Annotated in this window: 24 protein-coding genes; all 24 read right to left on the reverse strand. The window is 54.8% G+C overall.

Annotation, left to right across the window (positions count from 1 at the left end):
• Positions 1–23 precede the first annotated feature (23 nt).
• Positions 24–512: a hypothetical protein gene (locus G549_RS21070; protein ID WP_051213102.1), complete on the reverse strand. Its 489-nt coding sequence runs from the start codon at positions 510–512 to the stop codon at positions 24–26.
• 41 nt (positions 513–553) lie between these two features.
• Positions 554–1,897, reverse strand: coding sequence for a sensor histidine kinase (locus G549_RS0101285; protein ID WP_027833514.1), 1,344 nt, complete (start codon positions 1,895–1,897; stop codon positions 554–556).
• Complete coding sequence (locus tag G549_RS0101290) at positions 1,894–2,553, reverse strand: response regulator transcription factor (RefSeq protein WP_027833515.1); 660 nt, start codon at positions 2,551–2,553, stop codon at positions 1,894–1,896. Before G549_RS0101290 ends, G549_RS0101285 begins: the two co-directional genes overlap by 4 nt.
• Positions 2,554–2,568: 15 nt before the next feature.
• On the reverse strand, positions 2,569–2,844 hold the full coding sequence (locus G549_RS0101295) for a PepSY domain-containing protein (RefSeq protein ID WP_036220756.1): 276 nt from the start codon (positions 2,842–2,844) through the stop codon (positions 2,569–2,571).
• Between the two features lie 87 nt (positions 2,845–2,931).
• The gene (locus G549_RS18460) at positions 2,932–3,675 is read right to left on the reverse strand and encodes a glycoside hydrolase family 108 protein (protein ID WP_051213105.1); all 744 of its coding nucleotides are present in this window, start codon (positions 3,673–3,675) and stop codon (positions 2,932–2,934) included.
• A gap of 10 nt (positions 3,676–3,685) precedes the next feature.
• Positions 3,686–5,032 (reverse strand): DUF2793 domain-containing protein, encoded by a 1,347-nt coding sequence (locus tag G549_RS21075; protein ID WP_051213108.1) that lies wholly within the window; start codon positions 5,030–5,032, stop codon positions 3,686–3,688.
• The gene (locus G549_RS0101310; RefSeq protein WP_027833517.1) at positions 5,025–8,882 is read right to left on the reverse strand and encodes a baseplate multidomain protein megatron; all 3,858 of its coding nucleotides are present in this window, start codon (positions 8,880–8,882) and stop codon (positions 5,025–5,027) included. Before G549_RS0101310 ends, G549_RS21075 begins: the two co-directional genes overlap by 8 nt.
• Before the next feature lie 10 nt (positions 8,883–8,892).
• Positions 8,893–9,318 carry an NlpC/P60 family protein gene (locus G549_RS0101315; RefSeq protein WP_027833518.1) on the reverse strand — a complete coding sequence of 142 codons (426 nt, stop codon included), beginning with the start codon at positions 9,316–9,318 and terminating at the stop codon, positions 8,893–8,895.
• Entirely contained in the window at positions 9,315–10,205 is an 891-nt protein-coding gene (locus tag G549_RS0101320) for a DUF2163 domain-containing protein (RefSeq protein ID WP_027833519.1), read from the reverse strand. The genes G549_RS0101315 and G549_RS0101320 overlap by 4 nt, the downstream gene beginning before the upstream one ends.
• On the reverse strand, positions 10,202–10,828 hold the full coding sequence (locus G549_RS0101325; RefSeq protein ID WP_027833520.1) for a DUF2460 domain-containing protein: 627 nt from the start codon (positions 10,826–10,828) through the stop codon (positions 10,202–10,204). The genes G549_RS0101320 and G549_RS0101325 overlap by 4 nt, the downstream gene beginning before the upstream one ends.
• On the reverse strand, positions 10,828–11,382 hold the full coding sequence (locus G549_RS0101330; RefSeq protein ID WP_036220758.1) for a phage tail tape measure protein: 555 nt from the start codon (positions 11,380–11,382) through the stop codon (positions 10,828–10,830). Before G549_RS0101330 ends, G549_RS0101325 begins: the two co-directional genes overlap by 1 nt.
• Positions 11,369–11,590 (reverse strand): phage tail assembly chaperone, encoded by a 222-nt coding sequence (locus G549_RS0101335; RefSeq protein ID WP_027833522.1) that lies wholly within the window; start codon positions 11,588–11,590, stop codon positions 11,369–11,371. The genes G549_RS0101330 and G549_RS0101335 overlap by 14 nt, the downstream gene beginning before the upstream one ends.
• Positions 11,590–11,913, reverse strand: a complete 324-nt coding sequence (locus G549_RS0101340; RefSeq protein WP_027833523.1) for a gene transfer agent family protein — start codon at positions 11,911–11,913, stop codon at positions 11,590–11,592. The genes G549_RS0101335 and G549_RS0101340 overlap by 1 nt, the downstream gene beginning before the upstream one ends.
• On the reverse strand, positions 11,913–12,329 hold the full coding sequence (locus tag G549_RS0101345; RefSeq protein ID WP_027833524.1) for a phage major tail protein, TP901-1 family: 417 nt from the start codon (positions 12,327–12,329) through the stop codon (positions 11,913–11,915). Before G549_RS0101345 ends, G549_RS0101340 begins: the two co-directional genes overlap by 1 nt.
• 15 nt (positions 12,330–12,344) lie before the next feature.
• Positions 12,345–12,752, reverse strand: a complete 408-nt coding sequence (gp17, locus tag G549_RS0101350; protein WP_027833525.1) for a tail completion protein gp17 — start codon at positions 12,750–12,752, stop codon at positions 12,345–12,347.
• On the reverse strand, positions 12,745–13,104 hold the full coding sequence (locus G549_RS0101355) for a head-tail adaptor protein (RefSeq protein WP_027833526.1): 360 nt from the start codon (positions 13,102–13,104) through the stop codon (positions 12,745–12,747). Before G549_RS0101355 ends, gp17 begins: the two co-directional genes overlap by 8 nt.
• Positions 13,101–13,676: a head-tail connector protein gene (locus G549_RS0101360; RefSeq protein WP_027833527.1), complete on the reverse strand. Its 576-nt coding sequence runs from the start codon at positions 13,674–13,676 to the stop codon at positions 13,101–13,103. Before G549_RS0101360 ends, G549_RS0101355 begins: the two co-directional genes overlap by 4 nt.
• Positions 13,677–13,752: 76 nt before the next feature.
• A complete protein-coding gene (locus G549_RS0101365; protein WP_027833528.1) occupies positions 13,753–14,988 on the reverse strand; it encodes a phage major capsid protein in 1,236 nt (411 codons plus the stop codon).
• Between the two features lie 9 nt (positions 14,989–14,997).
• Positions 14,998–15,483 (reverse strand): HK97 family phage prohead protease, encoded by a 486-nt coding sequence (locus G549_RS18470; RefSeq protein WP_084633835.1) that lies wholly within the window; start codon positions 15,481–15,483, stop codon positions 14,998–15,000.
• Complete coding sequence (locus G549_RS21745) at positions 15,480–15,632, reverse strand: hypothetical protein (protein ID WP_156905442.1); 153 nt, start codon at positions 15,630–15,632, stop codon at positions 15,480–15,482. The genes G549_RS18470 and G549_RS21745 overlap by 4 nt, the downstream gene beginning before the upstream one ends.
• A gap of 2 nt (positions 15,633–15,634) precedes the next feature.
• A complete protein-coding gene (locus G549_RS0101380; protein WP_027833529.1) occupies positions 15,635–15,823 on the reverse strand; it encodes a hypothetical protein in 189 nt (62 codons plus the stop codon).
• A complete protein-coding gene (locus tag G549_RS0101385; RefSeq protein ID WP_027833530.1) occupies positions 15,816–17,000 on the reverse strand; it encodes a phage portal protein in 1,185 nt (394 codons plus the stop codon). Before G549_RS0101385 ends, G549_RS0101380 begins: the two co-directional genes overlap by 8 nt.
• Positions 17,001–17,019: 19 nt before the next feature.
• Positions 17,020–18,288, reverse strand: a complete 1,269-nt coding sequence (locus G549_RS0101390) for a DNA-packaging protein (protein WP_051213117.1) — start codon at positions 18,286–18,288, stop codon at positions 17,020–17,022.
• On the reverse strand, positions 18,275–18,688 hold the full coding sequence (locus tag G549_RS0101395) for a hypothetical protein (protein ID WP_156905443.1): 414 nt from the start codon (positions 18,686–18,688) through the stop codon (positions 18,275–18,277). The genes G549_RS0101390 and G549_RS0101395 overlap by 14 nt, the downstream gene beginning before the upstream one ends.
• Between the last annotated feature and the right edge of the window lie 101 nt (positions 18,689–18,789).

Genomic DNA, 18,789 nt, shown 5'->3' on the forward strand with positions numbered 1-18,789 from the left:
AATAAACGCTTTCTGCCAGCTGCTTAGACGGTTTCCACTTTCCATTCGCCATTTGCCACACGGCAGGCAGTGCCTGTGGAAACGTAGCGTTTGCCAGTGATGATAACAGTGTGTGTAAATTCGCGGCAATCACGGCCATTGACTTTGACATAGGGGCCAACAGTCACTTCACCTTTGGCTTCGCTGTCGCCTTGCCAGGTACGGAACGCACCAACACGTCCGAACTGAAGCGCGTAATATTGTGCGCTGGCTGCTTCGCTGGTCTCTTTTTCGCTCAACAATGCCGCAGCTTCTGGCTTGATAAACGCCAGGATTTGGCCTGAACGAAATTCATCGCTGGGCGCAGAACTGACGGTTGGTGTTGTGGTCGTCGCGGCGGAGGCCGTCGCGGAATTATTGCTGGCATAGGTCGTGCGGCTCGTACCGATATCGAGGCGTGCGCAACCTGCAACCAACGCAGTCGCACCCAGTATCACCGCAAATTTTGCGAAATCTCTTGCTTGCTTTTTCATGCCCTCACCTTTGTCATGCAATTGCGGCCAAATTCGGCGCTTTACCCTAATCTGCAGGGTAGCGTCAAACAAACAGCCAATCCCGAATCTTTTGGACAGTCAAATTTGACTTGCCCTCCACTTAATTGAACAAGTTCTTTAACAATATCAAGACCAAGCCCACTTCCTTGTGTGCTTTCGTCCAAACGATGTCCCCGTTCGGCTATAGTCTTTAGCTTTTGATGGGGGACGCCATCGCCATCGTCCTCAATGGTTATTTCAACGCGTTCACCCGTGAACTGACAAGAAATTCTTACTTCCGTACTGGCCCACTTGCCTGCATTGTCCAAAATATTGCCAAGCACTTCGTCAAGGTCGCCCGCGTCCATGCGCACACTCAGCGGACGTTCGGTTTGTGTGCCGCTCCAATGATATGCGATTGGGTGATGGATTTTGCGCATCGCCGCCAATAATAGGTCTATGGCCGGGTTTAACGGCGTATGTTGCGTTTGAAGCTGGGAGCGAGCTGCCATCTGCGCGCGCTGCAAATAGCGCTGCACAATGTCTTCCATGCGGGAGAGTTGCGTGCGAACCATGCTACTTTCAATTTGCTGTTTTGCCCGCGCTTCATTGCGCAACACGGCTAGTGGTGTTTTCAGACCGTGGGCCAAATTACCAACATGGTTTTGCGCTTGACGCACAATCTCCTTGTTGGTCGACAACAGCGCGTTCAACTCGTTTTTGACCGGCGCAACTTCATGCGGATAAATGCCTTCAATTTGCTCGGCCTCGGCATTTTTGACACGGCCGATTTCCTCGCGCAGTTCTTTCATCGGCCCGAGAGACAAACGGGCGATAAAGGCTGCAAGTAAAGCGAGCACAATACCTACCGCGCTCAACGCTAAAATCGTCTGATTGCGAAACAGCGCTACATCGCTGTTTAACTCATCCCAGTTGGCGGTAACGAGCACACGGTAATTGCCATTTTGGGTAAAAAGCTTACGTTCCGACACGCGCTGCAAGATGCCGTCTGCATCGCGCACGTCAGCGCGTCGACGATTTTGTTCATCAAATGGCGCTTCCAGGTCAGGCACATCCACACCAAATGTGGATTGTGAGGTGGCCAGCGGTTGGCCTTCAATGTTGGTGATTTGCCAATACCAGCCGCTGCCCAATTCCTGATAGCGAGGGTCAATATCTTGAAACGCCCAGTCCTCTGGGTCATCCTCGTCTAAAATCGAGCCTATAAGCTGGTCAGACTGACTTTCGATCACATTATCAATATTGCGCTCCAGCGCACGGGCATAGACCATTGAGAGCGCCCACGCCGTCGCGCCCAAGCCGATCACCAAGCAGATAGCGGTCGCCACAAAGATACGTGTAAAGATTGAAACGCTTTTCGTCATTCAGCCGACAGTTTGTAACCAAGGCCACGTACAGTTTCGATCAAGCCATCGGGCAGCTTTTTGCGCAACCGTCCGACAAACACTTCAATCGTGTTCGAATCCCGATCAAAGTCTTGATCATAAAGGTGTTCGGTAAGTTCGGTGCGCGAAATCACCTTGCCATTGTGATGCATCAAATAGGACAAAAGCCGATATTCATGCGATGTGAGCTTTATCGAGGCGCCATCAAGTGTGACCTTGTTGGCGCCAATATCTAGGCGCAAGGGTCCAATTTCGATGGCGTTTGAGGCATGTCCGGCTGCGCGGCGCACCAATGCACGCAAGCGCGCCAACACTTCTTCCATGTGGAACGGTTTGGCCACATAGTCGTCAGCCCCGGCATCAATGCCCTGCACTTTATCACTCCAACGATCACGCGCTGTGAGCAACAATACGGGCATATCTCGCCCTTCCCGGCGCCATTCCTCTAGAATTGAGATCCCATCCTTGACCGGCAAACCAATATCGAGCACCACAGCATCATAGGGTTCAGTGTCGCCAAGAAAATGGCCCTCTTCCCCATCGAATGCTTTATCGACGACATAGCCGGCTTCCTCGAACGCGGCACAAAGCTGTTGGTTTAGATCTGGGTCATCCTCGACCACCAATATGCGCATAATACTGACCCCAAATTATTGAATGACCCTGCCACTGACCGCATCTACGTTTAGGCGGCGCTCAACACCATTGTCATTCACAATCATTAGTGCATAAACAGGACCTGCTGGCCGCACACACAATTCTGCGCGCAGAACCCTGTCACCCCGCTTCAGCTTAATCTGTTTTTTGATTTGTACAAATGACTGAATTTCACCATTTTGCACCGCGCGGTTGATCACCATGCGGTCCACCGTGCAGCCAGCGTTTTGGGCCTGCGCCGTGGGGATCGAAATCAGCGCAACTGCCATCAAAATGGCAGTCGCAATTCGGTTGAAGAGTCTTTTTTGTGTCATGGCATCATTGTTAGCAGCATGAAGCTGAATACAAAATGAACGTCAGTTGAACACGCTTTCTTTGAGCCCTTTGCGCAAAAAGATGATCGCAAACGCCTCCATGATCAATTGGCCAACATTGGCCTGATCAAAATTTGGCACCTCCACGCCTGCCAGTTGCGCCACGCCAACAAGCAACATCAATGCGGCGGTGATATAGGTTTTATATCCTTGCAGATAGACCATTTTATTCCTCTTAGTTTTCGATGAATTGGATTGTGCGATCTTGAGCGCTTGTTGCCGCGTGCTTGCCACACGGCGTCGCCATCCCCGCCCAAACGTCGAGTAGTGACGCAGCCGCCGCAAAAATTGTAGACGCTGACTGGAAAGCTGCTCGATCAGGTACCCCTCTGACCGAAGGTTCAACGCTGCCTTAATCGCGGCGTGCGTTACCGGGCCCATGCGCCCATCCTTCGGCACGCGCACCAAGGCTTGAAGGGTCTTGATCGCGCGTGCGGGTCCTGAATTCACGGCAAAGTCAAACAAGCAGAAGGCTAAACCAGACGGCAGGTTTGCCCCGTGAATTGGGCGCCAATAATATTGATGGTAGATCTTTGTGGCCTCGCTTTTACGCATGTGGCGCACTTCCGACTTCGGCAACTTGTTGGCGGGTTGGATATTGCGGTGTCTGGCTAAAGTTGTTCGCGTAATCCCATATTTGGTTGCACCGCCGGGATCGTTTGGGTGATCCACATAGCCACCTTCCTGCGCAAAGACATGCGCGAGGGCCGTTTGGAAACTGTTCATGGGCTGACCTTTATGAAACGGAAAAAATACTCGGAACCAAGCCCTCAAGCGGGTCAATCTTGATCCGATCATTGAACACCGAAGGCAAAGCGAACAGCAGCTCATCGCCACTGTTGGCGTAGAAGGGCAGCAAATCGACAAACTGATGCTTGGCCGCGCGCGATGCCGCGGCATATTGGGCACCAACATGCACCCACCCGTCGCTTGCGGTGAGCAGTTGATAACCGGACACGGCCACCCCATCGACCTGCACGTCGCATTCGCTTGCAGAGAGCAGCCAGGTGCCTGTTTTCGCTTTTACATAGATGGATGCCGACTGCCGTGTGCCAAACAATCCGTCAAAGGCAAGCTGTCGATATTTTGAGACGCCGCTTTGTGTGTTTTCATAATAGCCGCTTGATGCCGCAGTGCATTTGGCGACCCAGAATTCCGGGTGGTAGCGGGCAGCCCAGCTTTCGCGCAGCAAATCCGCCAAAGCCTGTACCTCAGTATCCAGCGCCGTCCCTGCACCGCCATAGGTGCTGCTGTCATAATGAAACTTTGCATGGCTGCTGAAACTCGAGCCATTCTCATTTTTCAGATAGCTCGGCGCAACAAATGCCGTCACTGTGCCTGTTTTTTCGGCGGCGAAGCGGCCACTGTCGGGTAAAATCGAGGCTTTTTGCGTCACCCCTTGCACTTCGCCGGCGACACCGTTGGGCAATTCAAGCTGCCCGGTTTGCGCGTTACCTTTAAACAATGTAGCCCAAGCGCTGCCATCGGGTGAGAGCCGCAGTGTGAGATCATCATCATTCAACAGGCCCATTTCCATGCGGTTCGACCAGTTGGATTGCAGGGCCAATATCGCCGCATTTCCCAAAGCGGCCTTATTCAAGGTGACCCGCGTGTCGCCCGAACCGCCATCGGCTGGATATTCTGCCGAAAACAGACTGGAAGGCGTTTTGGCCAGGAGTTTATTATAACTGTCTGCGGTGGCGCCAAGCCCTAGAAGGTTCAAGTTGTTCAGCTCGTCAAAGCGGGTCAAAAATGATGTCCAGGCCCCTGCTTCAAAAAGATAGAGCGATTGATCGTTCATATTCCACGCCAACCATCCGTCTTGCGGCACGGCGTAGCGCCACCCGGCGTCAGTGTAAAACGCCACTTCACCGCCATGGTCGCCCCACTCGCCGTTTGGCACATCGGCCAACGCATAGGCTTTGCCGACAGTGGCAGGGTCCGGCGGCGTGGTCGCGTCTAATTGCTCCAGTTGAATTTGACACAATAAATCGAGCGCATTCAGCGCTTCGTTATGGGTCACATGTTTCAGGGCCTGGTCCGGCTGAATCAGCGGCAGCCCCAATTTTGCAGTATTAGTCACTAAACTCGATCCTTTTCCCATGGCCAGCGCCCCAAATGGCGCTGTGTTGGTCAATCTCAATCCAAATGCCATCTGCGAGGGCGCCAAAATCGCCGATTTGGGCTGCAGAGGTGTAGGTGAAATTCGATTGTGAAACTTGCGTCACGCGTGCCACCGTGGGGCCAACACCAATGCGCAGATTGAATTGCAGATTGTCTGTGTCTAACGGCACGTCAGCGCCTTGCCACATGTCCCCGCCAATGCGCGTGCATCGCACCCACTGAATGTTGATGTCTTGGGTAAGCGGGTCTCGCTTTGCGCTCACATGTACAGGGGCAAGCGGCAACAACGCTTCCAGTTGCGGCGTAAAGCTGAGCGAGATTGCCTCCGGGCTAGCCGCTCCGGCATAGGCATAGAGCTCAAGGTTTGCACCAACCAGTTCACTGTTCATATCGAGAGCTTTTGTGTCCCAAACCACAAGAACGCGGCCACCTGCAACACTGGCTTGGCGTGCCGCAAATTGGGTCTTGCCCAGACCGCGCAGCAATTGCGTCAATCGATAGGTTTTGGGCGCGACCAGCGTCGCGTTGGCAAAGCCTATTTGTTCCCATGTGCCGTCAGCGCATTCAACCCATAGGCGGTTTAGCCCCTGCAGAACGGCGGACGCGCTTGCAGAAGACAAATGTCCCTCGAGCATCCGCACCAATAAAGATTGATCATGCGCCCACATCGCGATCTGGTGCGCGATCGGCACGTCCTCTTGCAGAATCCCAACGGCATTAGGGTTGTCTATTTCCGCAAGGCCCTGCCCTCCACTATCGGTCAATCGAATGGTGCCCGGCCATGGTTTGGCATAGGCAGCGGCAAGCATCTTGGTCGTGAGCTCAGACGCGTCGGCATTTGGCACTTGCGCCAGCACAATCATGGGCGCGCTTTGTGCTGGTTCAAGCGCTCGTCCGGTGCGCGTTGTCTCACTCGTACCGCCATGACCATCAATGTCCGCTGGTACGGTTAGGGACACACGTTGAGTGTGGCCGGTCTGCATAGCGTCTATGGTCGCCGCTAGGGTCGTCTGCTCCACCGCCAACACATCACCAATATGATAGGCGGCCAATGAAGGCGGCAGATCAAACCGATAGCTCACTTTCGCGTCTTGTCCGTTGCGCCATTGGGCGGCTGCGATGTGCCCTGCTGTGGTCGGGTCGAGTGTTGTTGGCCAATTCAAGCTCGCCCTGTCGCCGCTTTCTCGCGCGCTGTCGTAGAATGCGGTCGCCCCCGCATAGTCCGCCAGGCGTTCCGCATATTTGAGATCGAGGCGCCGCACCTGATCCTCAGCGTCAGGATATTTGATATTGACGATTTCATTGTCGATCACCGCCAGTTGATCATAGGAAATCTGGTGCGGAATATGCCATCGAGAATTTGTGAGTGTGAGCTGCCCGCCAACATCGTCGATGAACAAATCCTCGCTTGCCAACAGGCCCGCCAATTCTGCCCGTACGGTTGCGGCCCCGGCGGTCACCTGTCCTTCAATAAACAAGCTCGAACTGGCTGTGGTCGCCAAGTCGATGCCCGCTTCCTTGGCGATGGCAACTGCCATTTCGTCAATTGTCGCCCCGCCCAAGCGGCCATTCAGCCAATGACCCGTAAAATAGGCGGCACCGTCAGACCATTCGTCCCGGAGCAGCGGAAATGCTGGAAAGGGGCGCGCATCCCATGCCCACAAATAGACCCGATCGGGATCTAACATTGACCCGCCATAAATGGTGGAAATCGGATTGTTCGTGGCGGCATAGTGGGCACCATTTTCGCGCCAAAACTCAAAATGCGCCCGCACAAACTGGCGTTGCATGGCCGGATCTGGCGACCCATCGGAAAAATATGGAGATTTATGCTCAACACTTTTCGGATCGGAAAATGCGTTGGGTTGATTGGCCGCCAAATCAACTGCACCGCAGCCCAACTCTGTCAGCCATAGTGGCTTGCTCTGCGGCACCCAGGCACTTGCGGTTGCATCCTTCACGCCATTGGGGCGATCATGGTGCGCATTTTCCCACCAAGATTTAAAGTCCTTAAATCGCCATACCCAGGCTTCGCCGGCGGCGCCATCGGCAATCGGTGTGCGGTCTTGTTGGGACCGAGCTTCGGCTGAAGCGTAGTACCAATCATAGCCTTCACCCGCATAAATATTGCCCGCCAGATAGTCCAAATCTTTTTCATGCGCTGCGATATTCTTATCCGCATGTTCGGCCGAAGGTCGCCAATCACCAAGTGGCATATAATTGTCGATACCCACCGCATCGATCTGCGGGTGCGCCCAAAGTGGATCAAGATGAAAATATTTCCCACCCGGCTCATCGCTTGGTTGATAGCCGTGATATTCGCTCCAATCGGCGGCATAGGTAAGCTTGCAGCTTGCGCCTACGATCTGCCGCACGTCCACCACCAAATCTTGTAGCGCCGACACAAAGGGAAAACTGCTTTGACTTTCTCGGGCAAAGCTTAACCCCGGCATTTCAGAGCCGATAATCATCGCATCGACACCACCCGCCGCCCGCGCCAGATTGGCATAGTGCAGAATAAAGCGGCGGTAGCGCCATTCGTTGGGCCCGCTATAGAGCATTTGCTCACCATTCACGCCAAAATCCGAGGGCTGACAGGCCCCCATAAATTGAGCGACTTGGCTGCTTGCCGCCGCTGTTTTGTCGACACTGCCCGGTTGGCCGATCGCTGGGTCTATGGTCACACGTCCACGCCACGGATAGGGCGGCTGATTTTGGGCGCTGTCATAAGGGTTCGGCAGCGCATTGTTTGCCGGGACATCCATCATCATCAGCGGGTAGAGCGTGACGTTGATGCCGCGGGAATTCAGGTCCTTGATCGCGTCTATGATGGACTGATCGGATGGCGTGCCACCATATGCGGGGCCATCGCCATTGTCGCTCGCGATCTGCGCAGCAGAACGCGTCAGCCCGGCCACGCGCCACTCTACATCTTTGATTTGACGTTCATGATCGATCACACGCGGCGCAACTTCACATGTAGAGCACCTCAAATCATCGCCAAACCAGCTGACCACCAGCGCAACATGTTTTAGATTTGGGCAAAGTGACGTCAGTTCGTCAATGGACACGTCCCAATTTGAACGCCCAACAATGTGATGCGCATTTTCAGTTTGGGTTTCGCCATAACCCATCAGCCACACACGCGGCGCTGGATCATAGCCAAATTCGGTTGATCCTGGGATCACACAAACTGCTTTGAGATTTCGTTCTAAATCACCAACAGGGCGGCAAAGCTCTGCCGAGATTTGCGGTATGCGATTGCCAAATTGGCTAAGATCAAGGTTTTCAAAAACGATATAACAAAGACCTCGATAGGCCGGGCAATTTTCAGTGCCTTGCAGCGCCGCGATCAGGCTATCATGGGATTGATCAGCGCTGCCTTTATGAAAACGGTAGGTCAGATTGCGCGTATCCAACAATTGACCATCAGCCCAGATGCGGCCGAGATGCGCCACCTCGCCTTCACAAAAACCAACTGCCAAGTTGGCGATGATTTTGCTGTCATCCTCTTGTGTCGACATGGATTTAGCGCCACTGGAAGCTGTTGTGCGCCGTTCAAGCTCAGTGGCCCATATGATGTTGCCGGAAAGGCGTGACCAACCATAAAGGCGTGAAATCGGCGCCCCTTCGCGGGAACCGAGCAGGCGCACTCCACCTTGATGGTCGGGTTGGTCCTCGCCGAACAATCGATTGTCAATGGCACTGCCGGCCAGCGCGCCCAATGCGCGCCCAATGGTTGCGCCCACAGGGCCGCCAATGGCAGCGCCAAGCGCTTGCCCGCCAACTGAAAGTAGAAGAGTTGCCAAAAGAAATGCCTTAATTTTGAAAGTTGTAACGCGCCACAAGTCGGCGCTGCCATGGGGTGTCGAAAGTCAGTTGAATGGTCCCCACCCCTTCTTGCGCGTGGATCATTTGGGTCGGCGCAATAAGAATAGCGCAGTGCTTCGCCGGCAGGTCTCGTCGCATGCGAAACAACAAAATATCGCCCGGGTGCGCTGTGCCGGGCGCTTGTCGCACTAAAAAGCGGTCCGCCATGCGTTCGAGTTCACCGCCGGAATGGGGATCGCGCCAGTTGGCAGAATAGGCTGGCACTGTGAGGGGCAGCGCTACACCTAGCTCGCGGCCCACCCCCAAGATAAGCCCCAAACAATCACAGCCAATGTCTTTTGCCGCTGCTTGATGCAGATAGGGCGTGCCCAGCCAGCTTTTGGCGCAGTAAATTACGCTTTCAGATGTCGTCATTTAAACAACACCCCACCATTCAACTCGTCCCCTGCGCGCGGATAACGCAGAACAAAATCATCACCGGGAATATGGGGAAAGCCTTGGAAATTGGCGCTATTGCTGAAGGTATCGCGGCAGGTGGCAAACTGCTTGTCGCATCCAATTGTGACCCGGCCTTGGTCACCTGCCGCAAGCGCCGCATTTGTTTGTGCGCCCAATGTCAAAATGTCTACACCGTCTTCGCGGGCATGGCCGTATATCACTGACTTGTCATTCTTGTGTGCGCCAGATTGCCAAACCATAGTGCCATGGGCGGCCCATTGCGCTGGCCGCGCTTCAAGGCCACTCACTTCAATTTGTCCATCGCCAATCAGCTCTGTGATTGTGATCGAACTGGAGAAAGCTGGTGCCGTGGCATCTATGCTGCACCGCGCATCACCGAATTGAGCATCGCAATGGCGTTGAAACAGTCGACCGCGGGTTTGGTTGAGCTTGGCGTGATGCGACCGCAATTCGGCTTCAAAGCGACCGTCAATCTGTTTGATTTCACCAATATAGTCGCGTCGCATCAAGTGGCGTTCGCTTGGCGCGCGCCAATTCACCCACCACCAGGCCACTTCGGCATTGGCAAACAGGCCCGCCCGCAGCGCTGCGCTGGTGATGCGCTCATCATCCACAAAGCCGAGCACCTCGGCGGTGTCGATGGCTTCATTGCGCTTGGCGGTCATCGCGCTTGGTTGGAACCCTGCCTTTGGCTCAAATGTAAATCCGTCAAAACTGATTTTTTGATCGTGGTCGGTAAACCCCAATTGCTGTTCACTGCGCAAAGTCACCAACCAGCAGTTGCAAAGACTTGTCGCGCCACTTTTAAGGTGCGCGTCAAATTCAGGTGAAAATTGTCTCACGTCAAAATCTCGATAAGGGGAATGGAAGGGATTATGCCAGCATCAAAGCTCGACAGTTCGACATCGAGATGATCAACATCGAACCGCACAGGCACATCGAACGTGCAACCGGCGGTCAGGCTCGCCCCGATGGCAGGCGCGCTCGTAAAACTGATCAGTCCGGTAGTCGCGTCAACGGTAAAGTCTGTGCCCGCAGTCAACTCCGTGCCATTCATCGCCGCGCGTACCGAGCCAGCGACAGGCTTGGTCAAAGGCCGGAAATATGGATCGTAGGTGCTGCCATATTGCTTGGACAGTTGAAACTCGGTTTGGCTGCCGTCACCAAAGCCGAGATCCTGATCGAATGGCGTGACCATGTCTTGGCTCGTTTGAAAGTCGAGGGGATCGCGGAACAAAAATCCATGAAACCTCCCGCGCCGCTCTTCAAAAAACGCCAATATGTGATGCATGTCTGCAGCGCTCTTCACGCCATAGCCCGCATTATATTTGCGGCGCGACCGCGACCAGCGGGTGTTGCGCTCTTCAGCGCCCGACACCAGCGACACAATGTCGGTCGACCATTGAGGGCCGCCGCGGGCGCCCAAGGCGATATTGATGGGAAAACGCACATGATGAAATGCCATTAGGAAGCTCGCTGTCCTCGTTTGATTGCCTGCAATAGCCCGGCAGAAATCTCGGCTTCTGCCTGCGCAAAGCTGCGCGCATCCTGGGCGTTTACCGTCATTGAAATCATAATGGGGGCTTGGCCAGCGCCTGCCGCCACGCCCAGTTCGCCGCGGCTGTTGCGTTTGAGCGGCATGATTGCCTCGGCCCCGGCCTCACCCGCCAGGCCGACCGCGCCCTGCATCGGGAAGTAGCTGGGCGCGTTGATCACGCCGCCTTTGGCAAAAGGTTTAATCGGCGGCAGTGCGCTGTTGGTGCCCTTAAAAAGGTCGGCAACAAGCCCTGTGATCATATTCCCTAGGGGTTTCAACGCCGCCTTTACGGCGATGCTGGCAAATGAACGCGCAATATCGACCAGCAGGTTTTTCAGCGACTTTCCTTCTACCAACGCGTTTGTGAACGCATTGGTGATGGTGTCGCCAACACTTTTGGCCAGCTTGTCGATGCGATCTAGCTCTGCCGGGATTGAGTGGAGTTCTTCCTTCGTTTTTTCCAGGCTCTCAAGTTCTTGCATTTTGGTCTCCATCTGGAAAATTCGCCATCAGCTCTGTCAGCTGCCCCCGCTCAAGCGGCGCAGCAGTGCCACGACCATGGCCTTTGGCTTGTGCTGCAAGTGTCAGCTCGCGCGGGCTACATGCCCAGAACGCTGCTGGCGACAGCCCCATCAGCCCAAATCCTATTTGCGCCAGCTCCATCCACGGAAAGGGCGGATGTTCGTGCATTATTGCTGCTCCAACGGGGCTGAAAAGGTCAAATGCAGCAGTTGCGCCATGGCCTTGGCTGCGCCCATTGCCCCGCCTTCAATGTGTTTTTTTTCGAGGTCCTGATCGCTAATCGGGTGTCCCGCCCCGCGCAAACCAGCGCCCAATATGGCGATGATATCTCGGGCGCTGATCCGACCTTCCTGAAAGCGTTGGCCCAAACCGTTGAGGTCATTGAGCTGCAGCTTTGCTTCCAACTCGGCCAACGCGCCCAGGGTCAGGCAAAGGGTGTGCTTTTGGCCATCAATCATCAAATCGATTTCACCACGTTTCGGATTGGCCATTAGCTGATCACCGCAAATGTAATTTCGCCTGCACTTTCCAGCGCAACGTCAAAAGTCACTTCACCATTGTGATTGGCGGCAAATTCAAGCGCTGTGATCTGAAACTTGCCTTCGATTGTGCCAAAGTCGGGCACGATCACCTGCCAATCGCGCACGGTGCCCGCGAAGAAAAGCTCGCGTATTTTTGCATCGCTGGTTGCGTCTTTGAAAATGCCGCTGCCCGACAGGCTCGCGGTTTTCACGCCGCCGCCTTGCAACAACTCGCGCCATTGGCCTGCAGATTGGCTATCCGTCGTATCAATCGATTGGGCATTAAATGCCAGTTGTCGCGAGCGAATACCCGCCACTGTGATAAAGCTGCCTGTGCCGGTTTCGTCCAGCTTGAGCAGCATGTCTTTGCCGCTTTGTGCGCCCATAATATCCTCTTTGGTTTAGCTCAATGGCTCAATGGTCACGCGCAGGCCAATCAAGGTTTTTGCCCAGCCTGTGCGTTGCTCAATGCTTGTTTTGGTGTGTCGGTGATTTTGCCGCACAGCGCGAAAGCTGACGCCAAATGGATGGGCCAAAAACAGGTCCACCACACGCTCGGCAACTTGAAATCCAAGTTCTCGCGCGCCGCGAGCGTGCCAAAATTCAAGCTCCACCTCATGATCGTAGAGCGAGGTGGCGATGGCATCGCGCGGCGAAAAATCATGGCTTTTGATGATGATAAAGGGTGGACGTTGCCCCCGCCGCGGCGCGTCAAAAACCTTGTTGCTGCCAATTAGCGCGGTCAGCGCCGCATCATTGCGCAACAATTCGACCAGTTCTGTCTGCAAGTTGAGTGCGAAATCAGCCATGGTGTGCGCCCTCCCACTCAATGTGCTTGGCGCCGCAAACGAGATAAGCATTTCGCTGGCCGAGATTTTCAAGGTGATCGATCTGATAATGCGCGCCCTGCCATTCAATCAGGTCGCCGACTTTCAATGTCGCGTCATAGCGCAACGTAAATTCAAACTGCGTGGCATTTGACGTTCCAGCGCCCGTATAACCATCTTGGCCCGATTTCACCTCTAGCCGGGCCCAACTTTGGCCTAGGGCTGCCAAGGTGAATTCTGTGCCGCCGGAGGCATTGTCGGTTTCGATTTGCCGCCATAGGCTGACGCGGTTGCGCAAGCTGGCAAGGCTTGGTTGTTTGCGATGGATGCTCAAAGCCGCACCTCACAATATCTGCCGATAAGCTGATCGAACTGAGCGGGGATGATCGCACCGCTGCCCGCCAGCATCACCGCTTCACGGTGCTCGTACCAGTGGCCAATCAGGCGCAGCATCGCCAGACGCAAATCCTCAGGCACATCACTTGCCGCATCGCCAAAGCCAGTCTGATACGTAATTTCAACGGCATCATGATCGCGTAAGCGCGGAAACGTGCTGTTGGTTGCTGCCAAGTGGATCGTACATTTGCCGCTTTGCTTATCTTGGACCACTTCGGCCAATGGCCATATCGTCTCGCTCCCATCCGGGGCAAACAGACTGATCTTAATCAGTTCTTGAAATGGCCCAATCGGAAGACTGACGCCCTTCTCCGGCCACAGATCGCTCACCCACTTCCACTGTTGGGAGATCATGGCTTTGCGGGTTACACTTTCGATATGGCTGCGCGCGGCTGCAATAAGGGTGCCCAAAAGCGCATCATCGTCAGCATTGTCTAGCCGCAAATAGGTTTTGACTTCGGTCAGGCTGAGCGGCTCAACCGCCGGGCCAGCAACTAATATGGAGGTCATGGCACCCTTTCTTTTTGGAATAAAAAAGGCCGGTCAGAAGACCGGCCAGTTGGGGAGGGAAAGACATATCCGGGGATTAAGACGTGCCAAATTTCAACAATTTGATGGCGTCAAAATCGTGCACACCGCCGCCCACGCGTTTGGTGGTGTAGAACAACACATATGGCTTGGCGGAATATGGATCGCGGATCACATTGACGCCCTGGCGGTCAACAATCAGATAGCCGCGGCGGAAATCGCCAAACGCAATAGGTGTCGCATCAGCGGCAATGTCGGGCATGTCTTCCGCTTCCACCAAGTTGAAGCCCATAAAATTGGCATTACCGCCAGGCTGGGTGGCGGGTTGCCACAAATAATTGCCATCAGCGTCCTTGAGTTTGCGCAAAGCAGCTTGCGTCGTGCGGTTCATCAGCCAGCTTGCATTTTGGCGATATCCGGCCTTAAGGGTGTAGACCAAATCGATCAGCACATCGCTTTCGTCCGCTGCGGGCAGATCTCCGGCAACACCGGTAACATTGTAGCCCAAATTGCCCCAGCTCCAGCTGCCTTCCGCCACTTGAGGGGTGGACAAAAAGCCCGTCGGCTTTTTCACGCCGTCGCCAATGATAAAGGCTGTTGTTTCTTGCTCAGCAAATGCCGTTTCAACTTCGTCGGCGATCCAGCGCTCCACATCCACCGCTGCATCATCCAAAAAGCTCGCGGTTGCGGCGGGCATGGCGTAAAGCTCGGTGGTTGGAAACTCAATTTCGGCCAGTGTTTGGCTGTTGGTTTCGGGCCGCGCGTCAGCTTCGCCCACCCAGCCCACAGCTGGTCCAGTGATGGACACGGGCTTCTTATAAATTGAAGACGACACTTGCCGCACGCTGGCGATGGCGCGGATAGGAGAAATCGCTGTTAGGCGACGGGTAATGTCAGTGTCCGTCTCGTCCGGCACCAAATAACCGCCATCTGGGTTGGACCCAATGGAGAGCGACTTTTCCTCGCCCTTTCGCACATAGGCAGAAAAGGCATCCTTATATTCGCCATCCAGGAACGGTGCAGCCTCTTGGCCGAGCGTTGGGCGCAAAGACTTCGCAACCATGCGGTCCATGCTTTGCTTTTGGCTGTCCATCGCGGCGTTCAGTCGATCCAGCTTTTGATCAAACAACACATCGTCACGTTGTTTTTCCAGGTTGCTCAATCGCTCGTCATTGGTGGATTTGAACTCTTCAAAAGCGCCCATAAAATCGTCAAACATGGCGCTGATTGATCCATCATCGGTCGCGCCTGTGTGCGCTTTGACTTCGAGATCGGTTTGATTGGTTTTGCTCATTTGTGGTCCTTAAGGTTTGGAGGCAAAAATTTGACTGGTCCGGCGCAATTGTTGCGCTAGGTCGGCGGGGTGAATGCGTGCGCTTTCAAGCATGGGAAATGTCACCACGGAGATTTCCCACAAATCCACTTCCCACAACCGCCTTGGTTTCGATGCGTTGGCCCGGCTGGCCCGCACGGTGCGAAATCCAATGGACAATCCATCGACGCTGCCATGCTCGATCAGCGCTGCCAGCGCGTCAGATCGCGGTACTTTTGACGTGAGTTGGCCGCGCACTTTCAGCCCGATGTCGGTTTCAAAAATGTCGAACCATCGGCCAATTGGCTCTTTCGGGTCATGCTGAAACAGCATGCGTACTTGGCGAGCAGGTCGATTTTTGAGGCTTTTCGCAAACGCGCCGGGCATCACCACGTCGCCACCTTTATCGATCTTGCCAAAAATGCTGGCATAGCCCTCAAATCGGCCAGACGCGCTGATGGTTATGCTGCGGCTCAATGGCTCACCACCTTGCGCAATCGTGGCGAGCGGCGACGCGCCTTCATCGCCATCAAGTTTTGGGCGAATTGCCGGAATGTCTGCTGCGCATCCTGCTTTGAAATATGCTCATTGTTCGATGATTTGAAAAATTGCTTTAAAAAACGCATGTTTAGCTCCCGTTTTTGAAAAGTCGATTCAGGGCCGCGATTTCTTGTACAAACAGGTTGAAACGACGGTGGGCATCAGCCAATTGCCGCATGTTCCAAACCAGCAGCGTCGAGGCACCGCTTGCCCATAAAAAAAGCGCTAAATGCGCCAAATCTCCGCGTTCAATGATGGTGGATGTAAGTTCACTCATGGTCCTCCCCTTCGTGGTGTTGTGGGCGAAAGCCCATCAATTCGCGCTTTTCGGCGCGGGTTAGTGCGTTGAGGCCGTCGATTTGCGCCCAACCTGAAAGGCGCTCCATGGCAATGGCTTCGATAGCTTCAAAATCTGGTTTGATGTGCAGTTCTTGATCAAAATGTTCGCTCAGCCATTGGCCCAGCGCTGCCGAAATGCGTGTCATCAGCGGGATCATGGTTTGGCGCCAAAAGGCACGGTTTGCCTCGCGATAATTGGCGTAGGTATTGTCGCCGGGCAGGCACAGCATCATGGGCGGCACGCCAAATGCTGTGGCAATGTCGCGGGCGGCACTGTCTTTTGCCGCCAGAAAATCCATGTCGCGTGGCGAATAGCCGATCGACTTCCAGTCAAGGCCACCCTCAAGCACCATGGGGCGACCAGCGTTGGCTGCCCCTTGAAACCCATCCGCCAGCTCGGTTTTGAGCCGCGCAAACTGCTCATCACTCAGATTGCCATGTTGCGCATTGTAGACCAGCGCCCCCGAGGGACGCGCCGCATTGTCCAACAACGCCTTGTGCCAATCGCAGGCGCTGTTGTGTGTTTCGATCGCCTGCATTGCCGCTGCCGCTGGGGCGAGCCCCGTATGGTCACTCAGCGGGTGCAGATTTTTTAAATGCAGCAAGGTATGTCCTTGCGCGCCCTCAGCTTTGATTTTTCGTTTGTGGCCATCGACTTGATAGATATAGGCGTTAACCCAACCATCTTTGCCCACACATGGGGTCACACGGTCTGGCCGCAACACAAACATTTGCGCCAACTCATCCACCCGCACCATCTCGATATAGGCACTGCCCGCCAGCAACATGTAGGTGATCAATTCTTCCGTCAGGTCGGGCCAACTGGTTTCATTGTTTGGGCGGCTTAAAAGCGCCAAAGCCGGATGATTGCTTTGCTTCTTTCCATCTTGCATCAGGTGCAATGGCACGCGCGAAGCGCTTTCGGCGATTAACCGCACGGCGCGATAGGCAACAGGATTGCCCATCATGCCCAGCTTGGCATGGGCGGCGAAGTTTTTGGCCGACCATTGTGCCGATTGTTGCCGCATCAACGTGACGAAGGAACTGTTCGCCGCCTTTGTTTCGGGCACAGGCGTACGGTGTCGGCCGCGCCAGCGGTCGATCCATGAAACCATGATGATGTCTCCAATATACTTAGAAGTTGCGGATGCGCGGGCGTGTGTCGCCACCAAGCGCGAGTTCGGTTATTGCCCACACAAGGGCATCCATACGGTCAGGCGAACCTTTGGCGTTGGTGCCCGGCGCAAAGGCACACATTTCATCTTCCAGTTCGCGCAAATCGCCCACATGGCGCACCAGGCCGCGCTCATAAAGCAGTGCGACAGGTTCAGCGCGGGCAAACTTGCCGCGATGGGCGCGCACTTGTTTGAGCGGCAAGGTGGGTGCCAATTGCTTGAGGTTTAGCCCCACCAGATCACCGCCCTGGTTGGTCTCTGCCACCACCAGATCCGCGTCGAACTGCTCGAACGCGCGGATCACTTTACGCGCCCATTTCAGTGCTGGCGCTGGCTTAAACGACAAATCGGCCAACACAAAAGTTGTCTCTCCCAATTGCCCCGTCACCACAATTCCGCACTGGTCAGAGTGCTTGTTGCTCGTCACAGGCGGATCGACGGCGATAATCACGCGGTCAAATTGGGTTGGCGCAGTTGCGCGTATTTGATCTAATTGATCGTGACTCCAAAGCGCGCCGTCGATCGTCTCCACCAGTTCGCCCTCCAGCTCCTGCCGTCCCAAGCGTGTGCCCGCATATTTCGCGGTGACCGTGGTGAAAAAGTTTGGTGCCAAATTGTGGGCATTGTCTGTGGTGCGGGCATGGGTGACCACACAATTTGGGTCTGCCATCAGTGCTTTGAGCGCCGGAATGGGGCGCGGCGTTGTCGTGACCAATTGCTGTGGATTCTCGCCTACTCGGAGAGCGAATTGCAGCATATCCCAGCACATTTGCGGGTCTGGCCATTTACAAAATTCATCGGCCCAGGCCGCCGCAAATTGTGGCCCGCGCAATGCGTCCGGGTCGTGCGCCGAAAACAATTTTGCAATCGCCCCGTTTGGCCATTCCAACTCGCCGCGTGATTTGTGAAACACCGGCCGCTGGTCCGCCGGGTGGATTTGCAGGAGGCCGGAAACGCCCTCAATCATCACGGCGCGGGCATCAGCTATATCCTCGCCCACAAGCGCAATCGGGCTAACCGCCTGTTGGTTCAGGCCCAGTGCCTTTTCGCGCACCCATTCGGCCCCAGCGCGTGTTTTACCCGCCCCGCGGCCACCCAGCAGCAACCATGTCAGCCAATTTCCTTGAGGGGCAAGCTGATCAGGCCGCGCCCAAAATCGCCAGTCATGCGCCAGCGCGCGCACCTCCTCATCGCTGAGGTCGGCAATAATCTGTTTATTTCGCGTCACAGCGCAACGTATCGATCCGGTCAAGAATGCGTTGACGTAAAGCGGTCAACTCTTTTGGCGATGGCGTGGCCGTTTTCTTCGTTTCTCCCGCCGTGTCGTCCGCCTTGTCAAACAGCTTGAGCAAATTGGCAATCGCCGTCAGGTCAGCGGTTTTGGCCCCTGCCAAGTCCTGTTCGATTTCACTCAGTTTGAGGTCCAAAATCGTGGCTAGACGTTGGCGGAAACCATCAGCATTGAGGCGCTTCTTACGATGCGTGCGTTTTTCCCATTTTTGGTGACACGCTCGGGCATAAAGCGTCGCTGGCGATAAATCGTAGGTAGTGCAAATTTCGCTCACCCGCATGTCGGTTGATTGGTAGGCCTGCTTGATCGCGTCCCACTCCGCCTCGCTACGTTTCAATTCATTTTCCCAATAAAAAACCCGCCTTTTGGGGCGGGTGTGCATTCAATAATATCTGGTGGCTTGCGCCTTATGTGTTGGCCGCACTTCTTCGACCATAT

The organism is Maritalea myrionectae DSM 19524 (assembly GCF_000423365.1).
GTDB classification, from domain to species: domain Bacteria; phylum Pseudomonadota; class Alphaproteobacteria; order Rhizobiales; family Devosiaceae; genus Maritalea; species Maritalea myrionectae.

What these genes read in the sequence shown, in the direction of transcription:
- G549_RS21070 (WP_051213102.1), bottom strand. Translation starts at nt 512, where the DNA reads ATGAAAAAGCAAGCAAGAGATTTCGCAAAATTTGCGGTGATACTGGGT.
- G549_RS0101285 (WP_027833514.1), bottom strand. Translation starts at nt 1,897, where the DNA reads ATGACGAAAAGCGTTTCAATCTTTACACGTATCTTTGTGGCGACCGCT.
- G549_RS0101290 (WP_027833515.1), bottom strand. Translation starts at nt 2,553, where the DNA reads ATGCGCATATTGGTGGTCGAGGATGACCCAGATCTAAACCAACAGCTT.
- G549_RS0101295 (WP_036220756.1), bottom strand. Translation starts at nt 2,844, where the DNA reads ATGGCAGTTGCGCTGATTTCGATCCCCACGGCGCAGGCCCAAAACGCT.
- G549_RS18460 (WP_051213105.1), bottom strand. Translation starts at nt 3,675, where the DNA reads ATGAACAGTTTCCAAACGGCCCTCGCGCATGTCTTTGCGCAGGAAGGT.
- G549_RS0101315 (WP_027833518.1), bottom strand. Translation starts at nt 9,318, where the DNA reads ATGACGACATCTGAAAGCGTAATTTACTGCGCCAAAAGCTGGCTGGGC.
- G549_RS0101325 (WP_027833520.1), bottom strand. Translation starts at nt 10,828, where the DNA reads ATGGCATTTCATCATGTGCGTTTTCCCATCAATATCGCCTTGGGCGCC.
- G549_RS0101330 (WP_036220758.1), bottom strand. Translation starts at nt 11,382, where the DNA reads ATGCAAGAACTTGAGAGCCTGGAAAAAACGAAGGAAGAACTCCACTCA.
- G549_RS0101335 (WP_027833522.1), bottom strand. Translation starts at nt 11,590, where the DNA reads ATGCACGAACATCCGCCCTTTCCGTGGATGGAGCTGGCGCAAATAGGA.
- G549_RS0101340 (WP_027833523.1), bottom strand. Translation starts at nt 11,913, where the DNA reads ATGGCCAATCCGAAACGTGGTGAAATCGATTTGATGATTGATGGCCAA.
- G549_RS0101345 (WP_027833524.1), bottom strand. Translation starts at nt 12,329, where the DNA reads ATGGGCGCACAAAGCGGCAAAGACATGCTGCTCAAGCTGGACGAAACC.
- gp17 (WP_027833525.1), bottom strand. Translation starts at nt 12,752, where the DNA reads ATGGCTGATTTCGCACTCAACTTGCAGACAGAACTGGTCGAATTGTTG.
- G549_RS0101360 (WP_027833527.1), bottom strand. Translation starts at nt 13,676, where the DNA reads ATGACCTCCATATTAGTTGCTGGCCCGGCGGTTGAGCCGCTCAGCCTG.
- G549_RS0101365 (WP_027833528.1), bottom strand. Translation starts at nt 14,988, where the DNA reads ATGAGCAAAACCAATCAAACCGATCTCGAAGTCAAAGCGCACACAGGC.
- G549_RS21745 (WP_156905442.1), bottom strand. Translation starts at nt 15,632, where the DNA reads ATGCGTTTTTTAAAGCAATTTTTCAAATCATCGAACAATGAGCATATT.
- G549_RS0101380 (WP_027833529.1), bottom strand. Translation starts at nt 15,823, where the DNA reads ATGAGTGAACTTACATCCACCATCATTGAACGCGGAGATTTGGCGCAT.
- G549_RS0101385 (WP_027833530.1), bottom strand. Translation starts at nt 17,000, where the DNA reads ATGGTTTCATGGATCGACCGCTGGCGCGGCCGACACCGTACGCCTGTG.